An 18,194-nucleotide genomic window follows, 5' to 3' on the forward strand; every position below is an offset into this window, starting at 1 on the left:
GAGCCTAGGCTCTCTTTTTTATTGAATATTGATAAGCACAGCTCAGGCTCTAATTACCGATCTTCTTCTGGAAGCTTAACGTTCAACTCTAATACTGAGATGTCGTCATCTTTATGTTCGAACGTCAGATCAACCATTGATGGATCGACTTCAACGTACTTCGCAATACACTTCAAGATGTCTTCTTTCAGTTGCGGTAAGTATGATGGAGCAGGGTCGTCATGGCTGCGTCGCTCAGCAACAATGATCTGCAAACGTTCTTTGGCTAGGTTTGCGGTTGTCTTTTTCTGTGGTCTAAAAAACTCTAATAATGACATTGCGTATTAGCCCCCGAACAGTCTTTTGAAGATGCCTTTCTTCTGTTCCGTTAAGAAACGGAAGTCCACTTGGCTACCCAGTAGTCGCTCTACAGTATCATTGTAAGCCATACCTGCGTCGGTTGCTTCGTCAAAGATAACTGGCACACCCTTGTTCGATGCGTTCAGTACTGCCTGGCTCTCTGGAATTACACCCAGTAGAGAGATGTGCAGGATTTCTTCAACGTCTTCAACACTGAGCATCTCACCTTGAGTTACGCGTGCTGGATTGTAGCGAGTGAGTAGAAGGTGTGTTTTCACTGGCTCCAAGCCGTCTTCTGAACGACGAGATTTAGAGTCAAGAATACCTAGAATACGGTCTGAATCACGTACTGAAGAGACTTCTGGGTTCGTGGTTACAATCGCTTCATCAGCGAAGTACAACGCCATCAGAGCGCCTTGCTCGATACCCGCAGGAGAATCACAGATGATGAAATCAAAGCCCATTTCATCCAATTCATCAAACACACGACGAACGCCATCTTTTGTTAGTGCGTCTTTATCACGAGTTTGAGAAGCAGGAAGAATGAACAGGTTTTCTGTACGCTTGTCTTTGATCATAGCTTGGTTCAGCGTCGCTTCACCATTGATAACATTAACGAAGTCGTACACAACACGACGCTCACAACCCATGATTAAATCTAGGTTACGCAGACCGATATCAAAGTCGATAACTGCGGTTTTCTTTCCTTTTAAAGCCAGACCCGAGGCAATAGCTGCACTGGAGGTCGTTTTGCCTACCCCGCCTTTACCTGACGTTACAACGATAATGCGTGCCATTCTGTTTTCCTTTTATTTCTCTTATATTGCGAGGACATCAACGTGTAATACATCGTTTGCCATACTGAACATGGTTTTCTTCTGCCAGTACTCGCTTTCAATTTGATCGCTGAGCCAGTAATTTCCAGCAATGGAAACCAGCTCGGCTTGTAAGTCATTACAAATTATTTTTGCTTCAGTTTGACCACTTGCACCTGCAATCGCACGGCCGCGTAAAGTGCCATGAATATGGATGCTGCCATCGGCAATCACTTCCGCGCCTGCACTCACATGGCTGAGTATCAATAGATCGCCATCTTTCGCATAAACCTGCTGACCAGAACGAATAGGGGTTCTAATCACTTTGATTGGTGCCATTTTCGCTGGAGCTTGAGATGGCGACTTGCTTGCCGTCATCACTGCAAAACCGGCTTCTTTAGCGAGGTTTTGCATTCGCTTATCAGAACAGCCTGCCACACCAACCGGGATCATGCCCGCTTGAGATATACCATTTTTAAGTTGCACAAAATCGATATCGCCCGCGACTTTACTGATGTTGATAACAACAGGTGCGGCAGCGAAAAACGTAGGTGCTTGGTCTACTTTCTCTTGAAGAAAAGAGACTGCATTTTCGACTTGATCATCGGATAAGTGCAAAACAGATAGCGTAAAGCTGCTACCTTTTAGATCTGGGTTACTAGACATCGAAAAACTACAGGACCTCAATAGCGGATTAGTACAATTTCTTTATCAATAAAATAAAGGGCATTGCCTGAAACTAGGTTTATCATGTTATATTCCCAAACCAAGCACAGCAAGTAATCTTGTTGTCAAATGGACGTTTTGTTCTTAATATTTCCCTAACATAAACTATTGATCTCGCAAGTGAGAGTTTTGTAGTCATAATCAATTAAAAGGTTTGTCATGCTGTGTTCTATATATAAAAGCTCAAAGAAAGAAGGAACATACCTTTATATCCCTAAGAAGGATGATTTTTCACAAGTTCCTGACGCATTGATGCAAATGTTTGGTAAACCTAGTTTTGTAATGGTAATTAAAATGGATGGCCGTAAACTGGCTCAAGTAAACATCGAAAAAGTGAAAGAATCACTGAATACCGATGGTTTCTTTTTACAGGTTCCGCCACCACCAGTTAACGAACTTGAGCTTCATAAAGAGCGTAAAGCTCAACAGAAATCTCAAGACGAAGAGTGATAGCCACCTCAATTCAAGGAGGAGTGATCGTTGAGTAAATTTTCGAAAACCATATTGGCTGTGTCGGCATTACTATTGGGTAATAGCCTGACCATAAGTTCAGTACAAGCTGAAGAACTGAGCTTCGAGCAATATGTAGAAAAACTAAAACAACAAGGCCGTGAAGAAGGCATCTCTGAAGCGATCATTGATGAAGCCTTTGATGGTGTAACGTTTAAGCCAAGAGCGGTAAAAGCCGACAAAAACCAACCTGAGAAAAAACTGACTCTGGATGAATACATTCCACGAGCGGTTCCAGATTGGAAAGTGAAGCAAGCAAGGTCACTCTACAAGGAGCATTACACCGCGTTAAAGCGTATTGGTGATGAATATGGTGTTCAACCAAGATTCATTGTCGCGCTATGGGGCGTTGAGAGTAATTTTGGTAAGTTCACGGGCAATTACAGCGTTATCGACGCCCTAACGACCATGGCTTATGAAGGACGCCGAGAAGCTTTCTTCCGTAGCGAAGCGATGGCGGCATTGAAGATTCTTGATCAAGGCCATATTGCACCAAAAGAGATGAAAGGCTCTTGGGCTGGTGCGATGGGTCAACCTCAGTTTATGCCAAGCTCATTCTTAGCGTATGCCGCTGATGGTAACGGCGACGGTAAGAAAGACATTTGGGGCACAGAAGAAGACGTATTTGCTTCGGCGGCTAACTATCTCAGCCAATCAGGCTGGGAGGACAAATATACTTGGGGTCGTCAGGTACACGTTCCATCAACTGTGTCTATTGATATGCAAGGCCGAGACGAAGACAAAGCGAAATATCTAAAAGAGTGGTCTGAACTCGGTATTAAGCGTTATGACGACCGCCCACTACCAACGCTTGATGAAGACATCCAAGCGTGGTTGATAATGCCGGATGATGAAACCGGACGTTCGTACCTCATTTACAACAACTACAATGTGTTAATGAAGTGGAATCGTTCTTACTACTTTGCTTTGGCAGTAAGCCATCTAGCCGACAGAATTAAGTTTGATTAACAGACCTAAGTCGCTTTGAATAGCATTTGGCCTACCATAGGCAGAACGAACTAAAGGACTCTTCGGAGTCCTTTTTGATTTTATATTTCAGAGATTTAATAAGGTGATCTTGTGCTAACAGATAGAGCTGCACAGATGGTGATATTCCATGCGCTGATCAAGCACGAAGGCTTTACCAGTGCTGCAAAAAGCTTGAACGTTTCGGTGTCCCATATCAGTAAGCAAGTCGCTTTGCTTGAAGACTCTATAGGCATCAAGCTGGTGCAAAGGACAACACGAAGCTTAACGCTCACTGAAGCGGGAGACGTGTTCTATCAACATTGTGAGCAGCTGTTTAACACGGTGAAAGCAGCTCAGATGGATATGGACAGCCAGCGCGATGATATCTCTGGAATACTACGCGTCGGTTTGTCGCAGTCATTTGGCACACTCCATATCATTCCGGCGATTGATCAACTCAGACAGCTTTATCCTCAGTTGAGAATCGAGGTCCACTTGTTCGACTATAAGGTGGACATGATTGAAGAGCGCTTGGATCTCTGGATCACCAACAATGAAGATTTGCCTGAAGGTTACATTGCGCAGCGATTAGCCGACAGTCAGTTTGTGGTGGCTGCGTCACCGGATTATCTGATTAAGGCTGGGACGCCACATGTACCTTCCGATTTGATTGACCATAACTGTCTTATCTATCGCAGCCGTGAACGAGATTACACATCGTGGGCGTTTGACAACGGGCAAGAAAACCTCAGCGTCAAAGTCGCGGGCGATTACTCAGTCGATTTGGCTGAGGCAGTACGAGACGCGGCAGTATCAGGGTGGGGCGTTGCTTATTTGGCGACTTACTTAGTGAAAGAAGAGTTTAGAACGGGCAAGCTCATTCAAGTATTGCCAGAGTGGAGAGCCAGTCAGCTGATGCCATTCTATGCCGTTTACCCGAGCCGAAAGAATATGCCGAAGAAGCTTTCGGCAGTGATTGAGTTCATTAAAGATCATATCGGGTCGCCGACGTATTGGGACAAAAACCTCAAAACTTGCGTTGAACTGCATCGCTAACTGTTTCCTAATCTATAAATATAATTTCCATATGGAAAAAGTACGCTTTTTAATCAAAGTTAATTATTAAAATTCAATAACTTAATTATACTCATAGTTAAATCGTGATTACCCCAACATCACATTAACAACCTCAGCTTGCCGCAAACGATTTCCTCTATAGAATGCGTCGCCTTTCCTACCTACAACTTTTAGGTTGACGCACATGGCTTCCCTACTTGGAATTATCACTATTTTAGTTGCCGCTTGGTTACTATCTACGGACAGAAAAAATATTCCACTAAGAACAGTCTCTTTGGCTTTCTTATTACAAATCTCATTCGCGCTGTTGGTTCTGTATGTACCAATGGGTAAAGAAGCGTTGAATGCAGCCACAGGTGCGGTATCTAGCTTGATCAACTACGGTCAAGAGGGGATTAACTTCCTATTTGGTGGCCTAACGAATAACGGATTTGTTTTCGCGATTAACGTTCTAGGCATCATTATCTTTTTCTCTGCACTGATTTCAGGCTTGTACCACATCGGCTTTATGCCAAAGGTGATCAACCTTATCGGTGGCGCACTACAAAAGTTCTTGGGCACAGGTCGTGCGGAGTCACTGTCTGCGACTGCAAACATTTTCGTTGGCATGATTGAAGCTCCATTGGTGGTTAAGCCTTACTTGAAGCACATGACGGATTCACAACTGTTTGCTGTGATGGTGTGTGGTTTGGCTTCTGTCGCTGGTGGTACGCTAGTGGGTTACGCATCGCTTGGCGTTGATCTAAATTACCTGATCGCAGCTGCATTTATGTCTGCACCTGCTGGCCTATTGATGGCTAAGATCTTAGTACCAGGTAGCGCAGATGACGCTCAAGAAAATATTGAGTCTGACGTTGAAATTCCACGAGCAACAAACGTAGTTGAGGCAATGGCAGATGGGGCTATGTCTGGACTTCGTATTGCCGTTGCAGTGGGTGCGACACTTTTGGCCTTTATCAGTGTGATAGCAATGCTGAATGGCTTGTTAGGTATTGTTGGTGGCTGGTTTGGCGTAAACCTAAGCTTCGAACTTATCCTAGGTTATGTGTTTGCACCCGTTGCATGGCTAATCGGTGTACCGTGGTCTGAGGCTGTGGTTGCAGGTTCATTGATCGGTAACAAGATTGTCGTGAACGAGTTCGTGGCTTTCATCCAACTAATGGATGCTAAAGAGGCACTGAGTGAGCACTCTCAAGCGATCGTAACTTTTGCTCTATGTGGCTTTGCTAACATCTCTACCATGGCAATTTTGATCGGTGGTTTGGGTAGCTTAGTTCCAGAGCGTCGCTCTTTCATCTCACAATATGGCTTCAAAGCAATTTGTGCAGGTGTGTTTGCTAACCTAATGAGTGCTGCTATTGCTGGTGTTGTACTTTCTCTATAGTTAACTGATCATGACTTTACTCCCCCTATAGTAAAGTGACTGATTAATCACAATAATATTCGGTTAGCGTGAAAAAGAGAGCCTATAGTGTAAGAACGTAGGCTTTCTTATTTCATTGAATAGTTTGTACCACAGGGTGTGGTGCAAACCTTTTAGGGGCACAAATGGATTTGTCGATTACTTCTTCTTTGGCGTTAATTGGACTCTTGTCTTTAGCTTGTCAGCAGCTCGGCTGGCGTTTACGTCTTCCCGCCATTCTCCCTCTCCTTATCGTTGGCCTATTGTTAGGTCCCGGCCTGAATATTCTAAATCCCGATGCCATTTTCGGTGATGTGCTGTTTCCTATGATCTCCTTAGGGGTTGCCATCATCTTGTTTGAAGGAGCATTGACCCTAAATTTCAAAGAAATCAGAGGCCATGGCCGGATGGTGACTCACCTCGTGAGTTTCGGCATGTTGATTACATGGGCGTGTATCGTGGTGGGGGCATACTACTTTGTGGACTTCAGTTGGCCGTTAGCCGCACTGTTTGGTGCATTAGTTGTGGTAACTGGCCCTACGGTAATCGTGCCCATGCTTCGCAGTATTCAGCCTAAATCTTCGTTAGGCAGTATCTTGCGATGGGAAGGGATAGTAATTGATCCGATTGGCGCTCTGTTTGCGGTTCTCGTCTACGAGTACATTGTTTCTTCTGCCGACCCTACCGGACACGTTCTGTCAGCTCTGGGCCTGACGTTAGTCATAGGTTTAGGCTTAGGGATCATCGGTGGCCATTTGATTGCCAAGATGCTGCAAGGGCATTGGGTACCGCACTATTTACGTAATGTGGCTGTGCTGACGCTAATGTTGGCGGCGTTCTCGTTTTCTAATGATCTGAGTGAAGAATCGGGTTTATTAACCGTGACCATCATGGGGATCTGGCTTGCCAACGTGAAGGGCTTGGACATCGAAGACATCATCGAATTCAAAGAAACCCTGACCGTGTTACTTATTTCTGCGTTGTTTATTCTGTTAGCCAGTCGACTCGATTCGGGGGCTTTCCTTTCGATAGGTTGGGGCGGTATTGGGTTGCTAGCGGTGGTTATGTTGGTGGCTCGCCCGTTAAGCGTGTGGATCAGCGGGATCGGTACGGATCTTAATTCGGCGGATAAATGGTTTTTGAGTTGGATGGCACCTCGCGGGATCGTTGCAGCCGCGGTTTCTTCTCTGTTTGCAATCAAACTTCAAGAGAAGCAATTAATTGAAGGCGCAGATTTACTGGTGCCAATGGTGTTCTTGGTCATCATCGGTACGGTTGTGATTCAGAGCCTTACCGCGAGTTGGTGGGCGAGAAGGCTAGGGGTCACTCAAGAGAAGGCACAAGGCGTTATCTTCTTTGGTGCGACTCAGTTTTCACGCCAGTTTGCCAAAGTGTTGGCGACACACAACATCAACAGTGTGCTTGCCGATACCAACTGGGAAAGCATTCGCTTAGCGCGCATGGAAAACTTGAATGTTTATTTTGGTAACCCAGCTTCGAGCCACGCTGAAAATAATCTGGAATTGGATGGAATAGGGCGTGCGATGATCGTGTCGCCTTATCGTCAAACCAACCCGTTAGTTAGCATGCACTATCAAGACGAGTTTGGTGAGAATAAGGTGTTTGAGCTTGAATCCTCAGAGAATAAACATGAAAGGCACCAAGTGAGCCGCGATGGCAATAGAAGTCTGTTTTCGGAAGGGATCACCTATTCTAAGCTTAACTCGTTGATGGCTCAGGGTAGCCAAATTAAAAGTACAGGTTTGACCGAGGCATTTGATTTAAAAGAGTTTAACGCTTTGTATCCTAAAGCCATTCCTCTTGGGGTGATTAATGGCGGTGATTTCCGTTTAATTACACAAGGATCTGAGTTGGAAAAACTCATATCAACGGAGTGTGAGCTTATTAGTTTATTACCGCCTTCTGAACAGACGGAAAAAGTCGAGACTCCAGATAAGTAGCAACGAGCACTTCATCAAAAGCGAGTCACCCCGTTGTAAAAACGAATAGCTAAGTACCAAAGCATCAAAAAGCCGCAACGTTCATCACGTTGCGGCTTTCTAATTTTATTTATATGCGCTGCGGACTACTTCGAGTGAAATTGCTCACAAGCGATCATGGTGTTCTCGATTAGGCTCGCCACCGTCATTGGGCCAACACCACCCGGCACAGGTGTGATGAAGCTTGCGCTTTCTTTCGCTACGTCGTATTCAACGTCACCCACTAGTTTGCCAGATTCCAAACGGTTGATACCCACATCGACCACAACAGCGCCTTTCTTAATCCAAGCGCCAGGAATGAAGTTAGGTTTACCAACGGCAACTACAACAATGTCTGCTTGACGCACGTGACCTTCAAGGTCTTTGGTGAAGCGGTGACATGTTGTCGTCGTACAACCTGCTAGAAGAAGCTCTAGCGTCATTGGGCGACCTACGATGTTTGATGCGCCAACCACAACCGCGTGCTTACCACGTAAGTCGATGTTGTAACGGTCAAGCAGCGTGATGATGCCTTTTGGCGTGCAAGAGCGAAGCTTAGGCATGCGCTGAGCCAAACGGCCGACATTGTAGGGGTGGAAGCCATCAACGTCTTTTTCTGGCGTGATACGCTCAAGAACGTGAGTGCTATCAATGCCTGCTGGTAGAGGCAGTTGAACAAGAATACCGTCGATCTCTGGATCGTCGTTCAGTTGGTCTACCAATGTTAACAATTCGTCTTCTGTCGCAGTGGCTGGCAAGTCGTAAGATTTAGATACGAAGCCAACTTCTTCACACGCTTTACGCTTACTTCCAACGTAAACCTGAGAAGCAGGGTCTTCACCCACTAAAACAACCGCTAGGCCCGGAGCGCGTAATCCAGCTTCAGTACGAGCTTTTACACGTGCAGCAACTTCGGAGCGAACCGTTTGAGAAATTAGCTTTCCATCAATATTTTGAGCAGTCATGAATTTCCTTAGTATTGATATTCAAGTTAGTGGCTGATGTTTTTGGCGCATTATTCCAGAAAATCTTTTTGATTACCATCAAGCAAACGTTTGCTTTGGTCTATTTTCCAACACTTATATGTTTGTTGGCCTTTTTTTACCCACTTAGATCAGAATGTTACATAAAGCCGTTGCTTTACTGATTCGAATTCGTATAATTCGTTCCTGTAGCGCGCCCTTAGCTCAGCTGGATAGAGCACCTCCCTTCTAAGGAGGTGGTCGAAGGTTCGAATCCTTCAGGGCGTGCCATTATTTAAAGAAACCCGATAACTCTCCGAGTTGTCGGGTTTTTTGCATTTTACACATCATAAAACACTTCTTTTCAAGCGCGACTCATTTTCTTCTGTTATTCGTTTCATTCGGCTTATGTAATAGAAAGTTAAAATTGTTCGTTTTTTGGGGTTTACATCATTTGTTAATAAAGCCACTATGAATTCACGAAGAATAGACAAGTAAAGCTATTAGCCAGTCGGTTTAGGAATCAAACCTTCTGCTCAATAGCTGATTTAGAGGAAGTAATGGCAGGAAACAGTATCGGACAACATTTCCGCGTGACCACGTTCGGAGAAAGTCACGGTATCGCACTAGGATGTATCGTAGATGGGTGCCCACCAGGATTAGAAATTACCGAAGCAGACCTTCAAAGAGATTTGGATCGTCGTCGCCCTGGTACTTCTCGTTATACAACGGCTCGCCGTGAAGCGGATGAAGTGAAAATCTTATCAGGTGTGTTTGAAGGCCAAACTACGGGCACTTCTATTGGTCTATTAATTGAAAATACAGACCAACGCTCTAAAGACTATTCCGAAATTAAAGACAAGTTCCGCCCTGGACACGCTGACTATACGTACCATCAAAAGTACGGTGTGCGTGATTACCGTGGCGGTGGTCGTTCTTCAGCTCGTGAAACTGCAATGCGTGTAGCGGCAGGTGCAATTGCGAAGAAATACCTAAAACAAGAATTTGGTGTTGAAATCCAAGCTTACCTTTCTCAAATGGGTGATATCTCAATTGATAAAGTGGATTGGAACGAGATTGAAAACAACGCTTTCTTCTGCCCTGATGCCGACAAAGTACCGGAATTTGACCAACTGATTCGTGACTTGCTAAAAGAAGGCAACTCGATCGGTGCGAAGATTCAAGTGGTTGCGACTAAAGTGCCTGTAGGCCTTGGTGAGCCAATCTTTGACCGTCTAGATGCAGACATCGCGCACGCTCTAATGAGCATCAATGCGGTGAAAGGTGTTGAGATTGGTGATGGTTTTGATGTGGTTAATCAACGCGGTAGTGAACACCGTGATCCATTAACTCCAGAAGGTTTCAGCAGCAACCATGCTGGCGGTATCTTAGGTGGTATTTCTACTGGCCAAGATATTGTGGCAAGCATCGCGCTTAAACCAACCTCAAGCATTACCGTTCCTGGTGACACGATCACTAAAGACGGCGAAGCAACGCAGCTAATCACGAAAGGTCGTCATGATCCATGTGTTGGTATCCGTGCGGTGCCGATCGCAGAAGCAATGTTAGCGATTGTATTGCTTGATCACTTGCTACGTCACCGTGGTCAAAACTTTGGTGTGACAACTGAAACGCCAAAAATCTAATTCTGCTTCTTTTTATTTAGAATAGAATTGATAGAAACAAAAAAGGGTTGCTTCGTAATGAAGCAACCCTTTTTCACATTAGCAGGATTATTCGTCCGGTTAGCGACTATCGTCATTAAAGACAGCTAGCAGCTAAAGGCTCTTAATCTATTAATGCACTGAGCTTTCAGGATCAAGCTGGAACGAAGGCAAACGCCATTTGAATCTTACAGCCGCCATGCGCAGCAAGTAACCAACTACAAGCGTCACAATTGTCGCCGTTACGTCGTTGATGCCAAGCTCAAGCAAACCTAGGTACAAACCTGAAGCGACAAGTGCGACAGACGCGTATAGCTCTTCATGCAACACTAATGGTGTTTGACGACAGATAAGGTCGCGCAGCAAACCACCAAAGACACCGGTGACTAGCGCAGACACCATACAGATCATTGGGTGAAGACCCATGGTCATCGCTACCTTAGTACCAATGATACTGAACACGATAAGCCCTAGTGCATCCAAACGAATGAATAGCCCTTTGAGCTTGATAACCCATTTAGCCAGTCCGGTTGTAATAACACCTGCGATACAGGTGATTGCCAGATACTGCGGGTTTTCAACCCAACCTAAAGGGTAATGGCCAAGTAAGATATCTCGTACTGTACCGCCGCCAATTGCCGTTGCACTCGCAACCAACATTACACCAAACCAATCCATTTTTTGTTTGCCAGCACTGAGAGCGCCGGTCATGGCTTCTGCCGTGATGCCAATGATATACAAAACACTTAGTAGCATTGCTGTAGCTCTATAATATAGGTCTATAAATTGGAGTCTTATAGGCCATAGGGATATAAAAATGAAGCGCGAGTGTAGTAGTAAAAACGCTGATTGACGAATGAATATTTGTACCGTGAATAGGCATTTCAGATTAGCTAAACTAATCATTCACCTCAAAATGGTGTAATCTGGGATCAGCAATCGATTGTCATCGTAAAGTATTATGATGAACCTAATGTCATTGCCAGTGATAGGGCTTTACCGAGCGCTTAAAAAAACGCAAAATGCCCCAGTTCTTTTTATTTAAATTTGATCTTATGACGCACCAATACCCAGATATCATCGACATTTTCAATCAAACCTTTTTCGAGAGCTTTAATACCAAGCTAGAACTGGGAGCGGACGAGCCTATTTACCTGCCAGCCGATGGGGAGGTTTCTCATCACCGTATCGTATTTGCTCGCGGCTTTTACGCGTCAGCACTTCACGAGATAGCACACTGGTGTGTGGCTGGTCCTGAGCGTCGTTTATTGGAAGATTTTGGTTACTGGTATGAGCCTGATGGCCGAACTGAGTCGGTTCAAGCTGAGTTTGAAAAAGTAGAAATTCGCCCACAAGCGTATGAATGGATCATTGCGACCAGTGCAGGCTTTCCTTTTAATGTCAGCTGTGACAATCTACACGGCGATTTTGAGCCAGATCGTTTGGCCTTTATGAATAAAGTACACAGCGAAGTCATGGGTATCTTTGAAGTAGGCTTTCCGCCTCGCGTGAAAATGCTCTCTGAAGCATTACGCAGCTTCTATGATGTTGCACCTTTATGTACTAGCCAATTTATTGTGAAATAAGAGAATATTATGATTATCGAATTTGAAGAAAAACTACTTGAAGTAATTGATGCTCGCATTGAAAACGCATCAGACGATGAACTGTTTGCTGGTGGTTACTTACGTGGTCATATTTCTCTTTCAGTGGCTTCATGTGAAGAAGACGGCATTGAAGACGTAGCAGAAGTTAAATTACGTATTGAGAAGAGCCTAGAAGACGCGCGTTCTGAATTGACGCCAGCCGATCGCACGATCGTTAATGACCTTTGGGTTGAGCTGCAAAACCAAGCTTAATCTCGATGTATTAATACTATCCGCTCAGTCCCTTCCTTTCCCATTTTGCTGAGCGAACTGGTTTATTTGAGACTCGTTCGAAATTTTTGAATGAGTCCGTTCATTTCTTGTGATGGTTACATTTTCTTACTACGTTATTCTAATCCCACTTAACGGAATTACAGAAAGGTCACATCATGAAAGTTATCGCATTTGGCGCAAGCACAAGTTCTACCTCAATCAACAAAACACTAGCAACTTACGCAGCAAACTTGATTGAAGGTGCTGAAGTAAAAGTCCTAGACATCAACGATTACAATGTTCCTATGTTCAGTGAAGACACTGAAAAAGAGATTGGCCAAGCGGAAGGTGCTCAAGCATTCCTACGCGACCTAGCTGAAGCTGATGCGTTTGTTATCTCGTTCGCAGAACACAATGGTCACTACCCAGCAGCGTATAAAAACCTATTTGACTGGGCGACACGTATTGAGCGTTCAGTGTTTGGCGAGAAGCCGGCGGTTTACCTAGCGACTTCACCGGGCCCTGGTGGCGCACAAACGGTACTTGGTGCAGCGACAGGTTCTGCACCTTACTTCGGTGGCAACGTGCAAGCGTCAGTTTCAGTACCAAGCTTCTACGATAACTTTGATTTTGAATCTGGTTCTATCAGCAACGAAGAGATCGTTCTACAGATTAAAGACGCGGTTGCTAAGCTGTAAATACAGCTTCGTTTAGAACATCAGTTTAGAGCAACACGAATAACAAAAAGCCCGAGCGACACAATGAACTCGGGCTTTTTAGCTTTTAACTTATTAGTTTCAGATATTCAGAAATTTCAGATGTTCAAAATAGCTGAACTAGAAACTACGGCTTTGATTTAGAATGCTTGTCAGCAACCCATCCAGCCGTTAATGCCTTACCTTTACGCAGTCTGCGTACCCACATTCGACTTGGGTGAATCGCCTCAAGCACATCAACAGGCAAGGGCAGCGGATCGCCACAGATCTGTGATGCTAATACTTCAGCCAATAATGGTGCAGAGCTCAAACCACGTGAACCCAGTCCGATAAAGCAATAAAGGTTAGGGAAGCTTGTTACCGTTTCTACATCCTCAACCGAGTCACGCTGCGGGTTGAAGTTGTGGAGATCTTGGTACTGCTCCTTAATGGCTTCAAAGTCACCAACGTTTCCGACAAACGGAAGGTGGTCACGGCTTACGCTTCGGATACCTTGGCGCGCTAAGTTGTCACTGGTATCGACATCTTTTGTCCATGCTTGGTCTGGTAGTGACCCATGTAGGCGCTCGCCATTGTGCTGCTGAACCTCAATATCAAATTCTTGGTCGATATTGGTTTTGTCGTAGTTCGCGCCTATACAGTGATGACCATTGTTGGGGTTCTGTGGCGTCAAATAGCCATCAAAGCACAACACGGTTTTTAGCTGGCTGAGATTTTCCGTGGTCGGAATATGGCTCACTTGGCCTTTAACCGGAGTCAGTGGTACTGGCTGAGTTTGTTCAAACTGAGTGAACTTGTGTCCGTTTGCGACAACTACTTGGTCGTGCTTAGTTTGAATCTCACCTTGAGGTGCCTCAATCGTCAGTAACCATTGTTTTTCAGCTTCGAGCCACTCAAGTTGCGTTACTTGATGTTGATAGTGTGCGCTCACTTGGTTGCTCTCTTCTAGCTTGCCAATCAAGCCTTGAGTCAGTTGAAGAGGGCTTAACCAACCACCCAGCGGAAAGTAAACACTCTCTTTATCGACGGGTAAGCCAATCTTTTCGTTGGCTTGCTCTGGCGATAAACGCTGAATCAGGTCGGTGTGGAAGTTGCCTTCCAACATGCGGTTGAGCTTTTTAGTGGAGCCTTGATCCCACATCAAGATGTTCACGCCACACCAGTTGTGATCAAATTGAATAGACTGAGCCGCTTGATTAATAAATTGACGAGCAAACAGTAATCCCGGGCCAAACACGCGAGACACGTTCGAGGTCGCTTCGCTTAATAGCGGGTAAATCGCACCTTGGTTGTTACCTGAGGCATTGCCCGCAGCTTGTGGATGTTCACAATAAAGGGTGATGTTTTTACCACGACGGCTTAGCGTTTTGGCTAATGCAGCACTGGCGACACCACCACCAATGATCGCAATGTCTTGGGATTCAGTGTGTTGAGCGAGGCCATACCAAGGTTTGATGTTGGTGTGAGCGTGCTTTTCGCCAAGTCGGCCGGCGATCATTTCTCGCTTAGTACCAAAGCCTTTGACCTTTTTCATTTCAAAGCCAGCTTCAATTAAGCCACGGCGAACAAAGCCAGCAGCGGTGAAGGTGGCGCAGCTACAATCTTGCTTAGCGAGCTTAGCCATGCCGTTGAATAGGTTTTGATTCCACATCTCTGGGTTCTTGCTCGGAGCAAAACCGTCTAAGAACCAAGCATCAACCAAACCTTCACGCGGGGTTGGTACGTTGGGCATGCAATCTTTAATATCGCCAAACCACAAATCAAGCGTGATTGCACCGTCGCCCAGCACAATGCGGTGACATTCAGGTAGAGCAATAGGGTAGTGTTCTTGGAGTTGCGTCGCATACTCGGCTAATTCTGGCCACGATTGGTGTGCTTTGATGAGATCCTCTTTATTTAAAGGATATTTTTCAAAACTGATGAAATGTAACTCTTTGGTCATCGCTTGTGGGTTATCTTTAAGAAAAGCATCGAACCATTGCCAAACTGCAAGAAAGTTCAAACCTGTGCCAAAGCCGGTTTCAGCAATCACAAAGCGGCGTTGTTCATGTTCAAGCCAACGCTCTGGAAGGTGGTTTTGCTTTAAAAAGACGTAGCGAGTTTCTTCTAAACCGTTAACATTGGAGAAGTAAACGTCGTCAAATTGGTCTGAAACTGGCGTGCCAGACTCATTCCATTCCAGTTCTGCATTAGTAATTGAAGTCATAAAATCTATCATTTTGTGATTTGAAGCGATATGTTGGTAGGGATTGTACGAATTTCTAGGAAAGCTGACCACTTTTGTTAGGCTTCTTAGTTATCATCTAGCTGAATTTAGAATTATAGGAATGTCACATGAAACGAGTCGTAATCACCGGTATGGGTATTGTTTCAAGTATCGGTAACAACGTCGAAGAAGTTTTAGCATCACTGAAAGAGGGTAAATCTGGTATTACCGCTTCAGAGCAGTTCAAGGAAAATGGCTTGCGCTCTCAAGTATGGGGTAACCTAAAAATGAACCCTGCTGACCATATCGATCGCAAAAAAATGCGCTTTATGGGTGATGCAGCGGCATTCGCTTATCTTTCAATGGAGCAAGCAATTGCTGATTCTGGCTTAACTGAAGATCAAGTATCTAATGACCGCACGGGTATCGTTGCGGGTTCAGGTGGTGCTTCATCTCTAAACCAAGTAAACGCGGTAGACATCATCCGTGAGAAAGGCGTGAAGCGCGTTGGTCCATACATGGTTCCACGTACAATGGCTTCTACGGTTTCTGCTTGTCTAGCAACTCCTTTCAAAATCCGTGGTGTGAACTACTCTATGAGCTCTGCATGTGCGACATCTGCACACTGTATTGGTCACGCAATGGAGCTTATCCAACTTGGTAAGCAAGACGTTGTATTCGCTGGTGGCGGTGAAGAACTGGATTGGTCTCTGACTATGATGTTCGACGCAATGGGCGCACTTTCTACTAAGTACAACGACACGCCAGAGCTGGCTTCTCGTACCTACGATGCAGACCGTGATGGTTTCGTTATCTCTGGTGGCGGCGGCATGTTAGTTATCGAAGAGCTTGAGCACGCTGTTGCTCGTGGCGCAAAAATCTACGGTGAAATCGTAGGCTACGGCGCAACTTCAGATGGCTACGACATGGTTGCTCCTTCTGGTGAAGGTGCGGTTCGTTGTATGAAGATGGCGATGCAAAACGTTGATGGCGTTGATTACGTGAACACTCACGGTACTTCAACTCCAGTTGGCGACGTTAAAGAGCTAGGCGCTATCCAAGAAGTATTTGGTGGCAACAGCCCAGCAATTTCTGCAACTAAAGCGATGACAGGTCACGCTCTAGGTGCTGCTGGCGTACACGAAGCTATTTACTCAACGCTAATGCTAGATAACGGCTTTATCGCTCCAAGCATTAACGTTTCGAACCTAGACGAAGCTGCTGCTGGCCTAGACATCGTAACTGAAGCTCGTGATCAAGAGCTAACTACAGTTATGTCTAACAGTTTTGGTTTCGGCGGTACGAACGCAACGCTAGTAATCAAAAAGTACCAAGCTTAACTTAAGCTTGAGTTACAGAGACAAGGTTAATCGTTAAAGGGTTGCGCTAGTGCCGATTCAACACGCACAGGTCACCCAGTAATAATGACCATCAGAACAAAGTTTTTAGACGCAGGTTGGTAAACGTGTTTTTTGAACATAGTTTTTAAATCTGGGTTTAGAGATTGAAAGGTTTCCAGAGCTTGACCAGTACTGACTTTGGTTAGTACTGGTTGAACAGACGCAAGACTCTGTCTCCTGGAGAGCGAGATAGGATCCTTTTGTTCTGGATGTTTGCCCGATTGTTTATTCAATCGGGCATTTTTCGTTTTAGCCGTTTGATCTTGGGTGTTCACTCTGGTTTCGGTTCTTGTCTGCCAAGGTTAGGTGATTCAGCCCTTTATTTATAATGTATTCCAATTGCTACTCGACACCGTGTGTGGAATTTTGCACAATCATTTCAATTCACATTTAGGTCGATAGACCCCAACAAAAGTACTCGCCAAATGAAAATCTTAATCGACGAAAATATGCCTTACGCTGAAGCGCTTTTTAGCCAGCTAGGGGAAGTGACAATGAAGTCTGGTCGCACATTAACAGCTGACGACCTAGTTGACGTAGACGCATTGATGATTCGCTCTGTTACCAAGGTAAACGAGTCATTGATCAGCAAAGCCAATAAGCTGAAGTTTGTTGGTACTGCGACGGCTGGCATGGATCACGTTGACCAAGAATTGATGAAAGAGCGTGGCATTTTCTTTACTGCGGCGCCTGGCTGTAACAAGGTGGGTGTTGCTGAGTACGCATTCAGTGCGATGATGGTGCTTGCGCAACAGCAAGGCTTTTCTGTTTTTGATAAAACGGTTGGTATTATCGGCTGTGGTCAAGTGGGCAGTTACTTAGCGAAGTGCCTTGAAGGTATTGGTATCAAAGTTCTGCTGAACGACCCTCTAAAACAGCAAGAGGGTGATACTCGCGAATTTACTGAGTTAGAGACTTTGCTTGAACAATCAGACGTTATTACGTTACACACGCCAATCACTAAGACGGGTGAGTATCCAACGCATCACTTGATCAGTGAGCAAGTGCTGAACAACTTACGTGCTGATCAAATCCTGATTAATGCAGCTCGCGGTCCTGTGGTTGATAACCAAGCGCTAAAAGCTCGCCTGCAAAAAGCCGATGGTTTCACTGCAGTGCTTGATGTGTTTGAGTTTGAACCTGAAGTCGACTTTGAGCTTCTTCCGTTACTCGCTTTTGCAACGCCTCACGTAGCGGGCTACGGTTTAGAAGGTAAAGCGCGTGGTACCACGATGATCTTCAACAGTTATTGTGAATTTTTAGGTACTGAACAGCGTGCGTATGCAAGCGACTTATTGCCGACAGCGCCTGTACCTCAAATGAAATTAGATAGAGCTTGGGATGAAGCAACACTGCACAATTTGACTCAGTTGATCTATGATGTGCGCAAAGACGACGCCTTATTCCGTCGCAATATCGTTACGCCGGGTTCTTTTGACAAGATGCGTAAAGAATATTGGGACCGCAGAGAGTACAGTGCAGTCGAGTTAACGGGCGACGAATCTTGTAATTTAACGCCGTTATCTAAACTCGGTTTTATGGTAAAGCCAACTTTATAAAAGAGAGAAAC

General features: G+C 45.1%; 17 protein-coding genes and 1 tRNA gene. 12 read left to right on the top strand and 6 right to left on the bottom strand.

Features of this window, described 5'->3' with window-relative positions:
- Positions 1-53: 53 nt before the first annotated feature.
- The 3 genes from minE to minC are packed head-to-tail and all read right to left on the bottom strand — an operon-like array spanning position 54 to position 1,820.
- Positions 54-317: a cell division topological specificity factor MinE gene (gene minE / locus AB6F11_RS05800; RefSeq protein WP_010436847.1), complete on the bottom strand. Its 264-nt coding sequence runs from the start codon at positions 315-317 to the stop codon at positions 54-56.
- Between the two features lie 6 nt (positions 318-323).
- Entirely contained in the window at positions 324-1,136 is an 813-nt protein-coding gene (gene minD / locus AB6F11_RS05805) for a septum site-determining protein MinD (RefSeq protein ID WP_009848498.1), read from the bottom strand.
- 21 nt (positions 1,137-1,157) lie between these two features.
- Positions 1,158-1,820 (bottom strand): septum site-determining protein MinC, encoded by a 663-nt coding sequence (gene minC / locus AB6F11_RS05810; protein ID WP_017063419.1) that lies wholly within the window; start codon positions 1,818-1,820, stop codon positions 1,158-1,160.
- A gap of 219 nt (positions 1,821-2,039) precedes the next feature.
- Between minC and AB6F11_RS05815 the strand changes: the two genes are divergently transcribed.
- The 5 genes from AB6F11_RS05815 (at position 2,040) to AB6F11_RS05835 (ending at position 7,799) form a co-directional block, all read left to right on the top strand.
- Entirely contained in the window at positions 2,040-2,330 is a 291-nt protein-coding gene (locus AB6F11_RS05815) for a YcgL domain-containing protein (protein ID WP_017062372.1), read from the top strand.
- A gap of 30 nt (positions 2,331-2,360) precedes the next feature.
- Complete coding sequence (locus tag AB6F11_RS05820) at positions 2,361-3,359, top strand: lytic transglycosylase domain-containing protein (protein ID WP_102393268.1); 999 nt, start codon at positions 2,361-2,363, stop codon at positions 3,357-3,359.
- A gap of 135 nt (positions 3,360-3,494) precedes the next feature.
- Positions 3,495-4,415, top strand: coding sequence for a LysR family transcriptional regulator (locus tag AB6F11_RS05825; protein WP_017063421.1), 921 nt, complete (start codon positions 3,495-3,497; stop codon positions 4,413-4,415).
- 205 nt (positions 4,416-4,620) lie between these two features.
- On the top strand, positions 4,621-5,820 hold the full coding sequence (locus tag AB6F11_RS05830) for a NupC/NupG family nucleoside CNT transporter (RefSeq protein ID WP_017070302.1): 1,200 nt from the start codon (positions 4,621-4,623) through the stop codon (positions 5,818-5,820).
- 164 nt (positions 5,821-5,984) lie between these two features.
- Entirely contained in the window at positions 5,985-7,799 is a 1,815-nt protein-coding gene (locus tag AB6F11_RS05835; RefSeq protein WP_102393269.1) for a sodium:proton antiporter, read from the top strand.
- 125 nt (positions 7,800-7,924) lie between these two features.
- Here the strand turns inward: AB6F11_RS05835 and folD are convergent, their stop codons facing one another.
- Positions 7,925-8,782, bottom strand: a complete 858-nt coding sequence (gene folD, locus AB6F11_RS05840; RefSeq protein WP_102393270.1) for a bifunctional methylenetetrahydrofolate dehydrogenase/methenyltetrahydrofolate cyclohydrolase FolD — start codon at positions 8,780-8,782, stop codon at positions 7,925-7,927.
- A gap of 211 nt (positions 8,783-8,993) precedes the next feature.
- Between folD and AB6F11_RS05845 the strand changes: the two genes are divergently transcribed.
- Positions 8,994-9,070: transfer RNA gene (locus tag AB6F11_RS05845), tRNA-Arg, on the top strand.
- A gap of 269 nt (positions 9,071-9,339) precedes the next feature.
- A complete protein-coding gene (aroC, locus tag AB6F11_RS05850) occupies positions 9,340-10,425 on the top strand; it encodes a chorismate synthase (RefSeq protein WP_004734182.1) in 1,086 nt (361 codons plus the stop codon).
- A 150-nt stretch (positions 10,426-10,575) separates the two neighbouring features.
- On the opposite strand, the gene AB6F11_RS05855 is transcribed toward aroC, so the two are convergent.
- Entirely contained in the window at positions 10,576-11,199 is a 624-nt protein-coding gene (locus AB6F11_RS05855) for a trimeric intracellular cation channel family protein (RefSeq protein WP_004734183.1), read from the bottom strand.
- 299 nt (positions 11,200-11,498) lie between these two features.
- Between AB6F11_RS05855 and AB6F11_RS05860 the strand changes: the two genes are divergently transcribed.
- The 3 genes from AB6F11_RS05860 (at position 11,499) to AB6F11_RS05870 (ending at position 13,000) form a co-directional block, all read left to right on the top strand.
- Positions 11,499-12,029 (top strand): elongation factor P hydroxylase, encoded by a 531-nt coding sequence (locus tag AB6F11_RS05860; RefSeq protein WP_102393271.1) that lies wholly within the window; start codon positions 11,499-11,501, stop codon positions 12,027-12,029.
- 9 nt (positions 12,030-12,038) lie between these two features.
- On the top strand, positions 12,039-12,302 hold the full coding sequence (locus AB6F11_RS05865; protein ID WP_004734185.1) for a YfcL family protein: 264 nt from the start codon (positions 12,039-12,041) through the stop codon (positions 12,300-12,302).
- A 176-nt stretch (positions 12,303-12,478) separates the two neighbouring features.
- Positions 12,479-13,000 carry an NADPH-dependent FMN reductase gene (locus tag AB6F11_RS05870; RefSeq protein WP_017062355.1) on the top strand — a complete coding sequence of 174 codons (522 nt, stop codon included), beginning with the start codon at positions 12,479-12,481 and terminating at the stop codon, positions 12,998-13,000.
- Between the two features lie 145 nt (positions 13,001-13,145).
- Here AB6F11_RS05870 and mnmC read toward each other — a convergent pair whose 3' ends face one another.
- Positions 13,146-15,296 (bottom strand): bifunctional tRNA (5-methylaminomethyl-2-thiouridine)(34)-methyltransferase MnmD/FAD-dependent 5-carboxymethylaminomethyl-2-thiouridine(34) oxidoreductase MnmC, encoded by a 2,151-nt coding sequence (gene mnmC, locus AB6F11_RS05875; RefSeq protein ID WP_102393272.1) that lies wholly within the window; start codon positions 15,294-15,296, stop codon positions 13,146-13,148.
- Between the two features lie 56 nt (positions 15,297-15,352).
- On the opposite strand from mnmC, the gene fabB reads away from it, so the two are divergent.
- Positions 15,353-16,564 carry a beta-ketoacyl-ACP synthase I gene (fabB, locus tag AB6F11_RS05880; RefSeq protein ID WP_017062353.1) on the top strand — a complete coding sequence of 404 codons (1,212 nt, stop codon included), beginning with the start codon at positions 15,353-15,355 and terminating at the stop codon, positions 16,562-16,564.
- A gap of 485 nt (positions 16,565-17,049) precedes the next feature.
- The gene (locus AB6F11_RS05885) at positions 17,050-18,183 is read left to right on the top strand and encodes a 4-phosphoerythronate dehydrogenase (RefSeq protein WP_017062351.1); all 1,134 of its coding nucleotides are present in this window, start codon (positions 17,050-17,052) and stop codon (positions 18,181-18,183) included.
- The last annotated feature ends 11 nt before the right edge of the window (positions 18,184-18,194 follow it).

The sequence above is a fragment of the Vibrio sp. 10N.247.311.14 genome (assembly GCF_041467715.1).
In the GTDB taxonomy this organism is placed as follows: Bacteria; Pseudomonadota; Gammaproteobacteria; order Enterobacterales; family Vibrionaceae; genus Vibrio; species Vibrio crassostreae_C.

Coding starts and splice junctions, on each gene's coding strand:
- minE (WP_010436847.1), bottom strand. CDS start 317: ATGTCATTATTAGAGTTTTTTAGACCACAGAAAAAGACAACCGCAAAC.
- minD (WP_009848498.1), bottom strand. CDS start 1,136: ATGGCACGCATTATCGTTGTAACGTCAGGTAAAGGCGGGGTAGGCAAA.
- minC (WP_017063419.1), bottom strand. CDS start 1,820: ATGTCTAGTAACCCAGATCTAAAAGGTAGCAGCTTTACGCTATCTGTT.
- AB6F11_RS05815 (WP_017062372.1), top strand. CDS start 2,040: ATGCTGTGTTCTATATATAAAAGCTCAAAGAAAGAAGGAACATACCTT.
- AB6F11_RS05825 (WP_017063421.1), top strand. CDS start 3,495: ATGGTGATATTCCATGCGCTGATCAAGCACGAAGGCTTTACCAGTGCT.
- AB6F11_RS05830 (WP_017070302.1), top strand. CDS start 4,621: ATGGCTTCCCTACTTGGAATTATCACTATTTTAGTTGCCGCTTGGTTA.
- AB6F11_RS05835 (WP_102393269.1), top strand. CDS start 5,985: ATGGATTTGTCGATTACTTCTTCTTTGGCGTTAATTGGACTCTTGTCT.
- folD (WP_102393270.1), bottom strand. CDS start 8,782: ATGACTGCTCAAAATATTGATGGAAAGCTAATTTCTCAAACGGTTCGC.
- aroC (WP_004734182.1), top strand. CDS start 9,340: ATGGCAGGAAACAGTATCGGACAACATTTCCGCGTGACCACGTTCGGA.
- AB6F11_RS05855 (WP_004734183.1), bottom strand. CDS start 11,199: ATGCTACTAAGTGTTTTGTATATCATTGGCATCACGGCAGAAGCCATG.
- AB6F11_RS05860 (WP_102393271.1), top strand. CDS start 11,499: ATGACGCACCAATACCCAGATATCATCGACATTTTCAATCAAACCTTT.
- AB6F11_RS05865 (WP_004734185.1), top strand. CDS start 12,039: ATGATTATCGAATTTGAAGAAAAACTACTTGAAGTAATTGATGCTCGC.
- AB6F11_RS05870 (WP_017062355.1), top strand. CDS start 12,479: ATGAAAGTTATCGCATTTGGCGCAAGCACAAGTTCTACCTCAATCAAC.
- fabB (WP_017062353.1), top strand. CDS start 15,353: ATGAAACGAGTCGTAATCACCGGTATGGGTATTGTTTCAAGTATCGGT.
- AB6F11_RS05885 (WP_017062351.1), top strand. CDS start 17,050: ATGAAAATCTTAATCGACGAAAATATGCCTTACGCTGAAGCGCTTTTT.